A 3,780-nucleotide genomic window follows, 5' to 3' on the forward strand; every position below is an offset into this window, starting at 1 on the left:
AAGTTACATCAGACGATATTTGGAATTGGTTTACTCACTGCTGTTATTGTACCTCATCTTTTTGATAAAGGCTATATAAGCACCGCCCACAAACCCGGTGGAAAGCATCACACTAAAAACTCAAAACAATGTGTATCTGGAACGAAGTAACTCTCGTATATTTCTGGAATCAACAATGATTCCCAGTAAGTAGCTAACGAATAATATGCAAGAGAGGGATTGTATCAAAAGCCAACGCTCTGTTGTAATAACAGAGATATGCAGACAGATACACGGTAACTTCAAGGATAGGAACACCAGTAGCAATGAATAAGTCTAAAACGCGGGACATCCCGACGGTGGAATGGAATCAAATCAATTGGCGAAAAGCCGAAAGATTGACATTCAAGTTGCAAAAACGTATCTATCAAGCAAGTGAGCGTGGCGATGTCAAAGCAGTTCGTAAGCTTCAGAAGACCTTGATTAATTCATGGTCTAATAAGGTTCTAGCGGTACGACGGGTCACACAAGATAATACTGGCGTGCGACGTGAGGTCGTACATTAGGCGCATCTGCGCTGAATAACTGGAGAGCTGCCTCTCCCGGAGAACTCTCTCTCTCCGTCCCCAGATAAAAGAGTGTCGCACTCCGCCTACAACAGAAGTAAGTAATGAACCTGTTGGAATGCAAGGCATGAAAGCCCCGCAACTGATAGCCTAATTCGGTGAAAGGGCAAGGGGAAGACTGAAAAGGGTTAACGTTATGTGAATCACCGTAGATTCCGTTATGTCTAAAGAGTGAAATCAGGCTGATACACTCTAGCCAAAAGGCAAGTGAGTAGGTTACTGGCAGCGCCTTGTGGCTAGTAACGAGGGAGCGAAACTCTCACCGGAGTATAGGTGGAACCCGAATCGGTCGAAGGTTAAATGTACGAAACACGATAAGCCCTATGGATTCTCAAGCCAGGTCGATGGCATGAGTAGGTTGACTGTAAGGAAAACGGAATTATCCAGAGGGTAAGGGATGCTGGAGAAAGCGAATGCTTCTGGTAATGCGGAAGATAGGGGTTCAAGCTTTGCCCCATATTGAAAGATGGCAGACTTCCAGCGGGTCTTCAACGGTAAATCTCACGTAAAGAAATCGAACCAACGTGGAAGATAGAGTCAGCAATGACATCAGAACGAAGGAACCGCTCAAGGAATGGGCATCCATTAATTGGAAGCTCATCAAAAAGCGCGTCAGAAACCTGAGACAGAGAATCTACCGAGCAGCCCAGGACGGTCAGTTTAATAAGGTCAAAAGCCTCATGAAACTGATGCTTCGCAGTTACTCCAACCTGCTATTGTCAGTGCGAAGAGTCACTCAAGAAAACAAAGGGAAACAGACGGCTGGCATTGATGGTCAGACGGCTTTAACTCCAGAGGAAAGAGTGAAATTGGTCAGAGAAATTCAGGAAAATACCTTATGGAAAGTCCGCCCAACTAAAAGGGTATACATACCGAAAGCCAACGGAAAACAAAGACCATTAGGTATCCCGACAATCAAAGACCGAATAGCACAGGCAATTGTCAAGAATGCCCTAGAACCAGTCTGGGAAACCAGATTTGAAGCCCAGTCCTATGGCTTCCGCCCAGGCAGAAGTTGCCATGACGCAATTGAGCAGACATGGATAAGACTAAACGCTCAGGGAAATGATAGATGGATATTGGACGCAGATATAAAAGGGGCGTTCGACAATATTAGCCACGAATACCTGCTCAATGCCATAGGAGAAATCCCTGGTAAAGAGCTAATCAAACAGTGGTTAAAAGCAGGATATGTAGAGGCGGAAATATTCCACGATACAGAAAGCGGAACGCCACAGGGAGGAATTATAAGTCCCCTTTTGGCAAATATAGCTCTCGACGGAATGGAAAAACTCCTAAGCCAACATAAAAAAACGAAGGAGTACAAATATACCGACTCAAAAGGTAGAAAAAGAACGGAGAGGGAACACAAACCAAAATATGGGTTTGTTCGTTACGCTGATGACTTCATCATCACCGCAGAAAATCGTGAGAATTTGGAAGCCATTAAACCCATCGTAGAAGAATGGCTAAATCAAAGAGGTCTAAAACTCAATTCGGATAAAACCAAAATTACTCAGATTACTGAGGGATTCAATTTTCTAGGGTTCAATGTCCGACACTACAAGGGTAAGTGTCTCATCAAGCCGCAAAAAGAGAAGGTCAAAGAATTCTTAGCAGGAATCCAACAATGGCTGAATCAACATAAGACGGTAAAAGCAACGGCAGTTATCCAATACCTCAGCCCAATTATTCGAGGATGGGGAAACTACTACAAGCACAAAGTCAGCAAGGAGACGTTTTCTTACGTTGACTACCGAATATGGCAAATGCTTTGGAAGTGGTCGCTAAGAAGGCATCCCAAAAAGGGGAAAGGTTGGGTAGCCCAAAAATACTTTAGAACAATCAATGAGACGAAGTGGAACTTTGCCCAACCCTTTAAAAACAGAAACGGTAGGGAAACATTAATAACCCTGCCCAAGCTGTCATACATTCCCATAGTACGCCATGTCAAAGTTAAAAACACGGCATCTCCTGATGACCCCGCACTCACCAAATACTGGCAAGACCGCCAATCCAAATACGGGAAATCGTATTGGGCAAAAGGCTCAAAACTCTATAATGTGGCGGTCAACCAAGATTGGAAATGTCCCATATGCGGTGAACACTTGTTCAACGGAGAAGAACTGCACACCCATCACAAGATTCGGGTGAAAGACGGAGGCACGGACAAGGCGGAAAACCTTGTTCACCTTCACAAAGCCTGCCACAGGCATGAACATACAAGCAAACGTTCTGAGGTTTTGGAGGCTTGAGCCGGATGATGGGAAACTGTCAAGTCCGGTTCTTAGGGGGGAGAGGTGTGGCGACGCATTCTCTCCTACCCGAAAAACGTACAGCAGGTGTGGACGGTATTAAATTACTATCCCCAAAGCAACGAATTGAGCTAGTAAGTCAACTCAAAGCAACTGGAAAATCACAACCGACACGTCGGGTAAGGATACCAAAACCAGGAACCAGTGAGTTTAGACTATTAGGCATACCCACTATGTACGACCGCGCCTTACAAGCCGTTGTGAAAGCAGCACTTGAACCAGAATGGGAAGCAAAATTCGAGCCAAACTCATACGGTTTTAGACCAGGTAGGTCATGTCACGATGCGATTGGAGCTATTTTTGACAGTATTAGATACAAAGCTAAATATGTGCTAGACGCTGATATTGCTAAATGCTTTGACCGCATTAATCATAAAGCATTACTTGACAAAATCAATACCTATCCACGACTGAGAAAACAAATGAAGTCGTGGCTCAAAAGTGGGGTATTAGACCAAGGTGAAATTTTTCCGACCAATGAAGGTACGCCACAAGGAGGGGTCATCTCCCCGCTCTTGGCTAATATAGCCCTTCATGGAATGGAAGAACGGGTTAAACAATTCGTAGGAAATTCCATTAACCAACGATATGAAATCAGTTTAATCCGATACGCCGATGATTTTGTGATTATTCACAAAGACATTGAAGTAATAATAGCCTGTCAGACGATAATTGCAGAATGGTTAAGTGATTTTGGCTTAGAATTAAAGCCAAGTAAAACAAAATTAACCCACACCCTCAATGTATACAATGGAAATGTTGGGTTTGAGTTCTTGGGATTCCATATATAGTCATTTCAAATAAATGTGAGACAAATGCAAGATGATGTAAAATGAAGAAAAATGGTTAACTCGGAGCTG

At 43.7% G+C, this 3,780-nt stretch carries 1 protein-coding gene and 2 pseudogenes; all 3 read left to right on the forward strand.

The window, feature by feature from the left end; all coding sequences use genetic code 11:
* Positions 1–305: 305 nt before the first annotated feature.
* Positions 306–521: pseudogene (locus QUB77_RS31350) on the forward strand (reverse transcriptase N-terminal domain-containing protein); the annotation flags it as partial.
* 608 nt (positions 522–1,129) lie between these two features.
* Positions 1,130–2,860, forward strand: coding sequence for a group II intron reverse transcriptase/maturase (ltrA, locus tag QUB77_RS31355; RefSeq protein WP_333180915.1), 1,731 nt, complete (start codon positions 1,130–1,132; stop codon positions 2,858–2,860).
* Between the two features lie 74 nt (positions 2,861–2,934).
* Positions 2,935–3,708: pseudogene (locus QUB77_RS31360) on the forward strand (reverse transcriptase domain-containing protein); the annotation flags it as partial.
* Positions 3,709–3,780 lie beyond the last annotated feature (72 nt).

Source organism: Microcoleus sp. AT9b-C3 (genome assembly GCF_036705485.1).
GTDB lineage: Bacteria > Cyanobacteriota > Cyanobacteriia > Cyanobacteriales > Microcoleaceae > Microcoleus.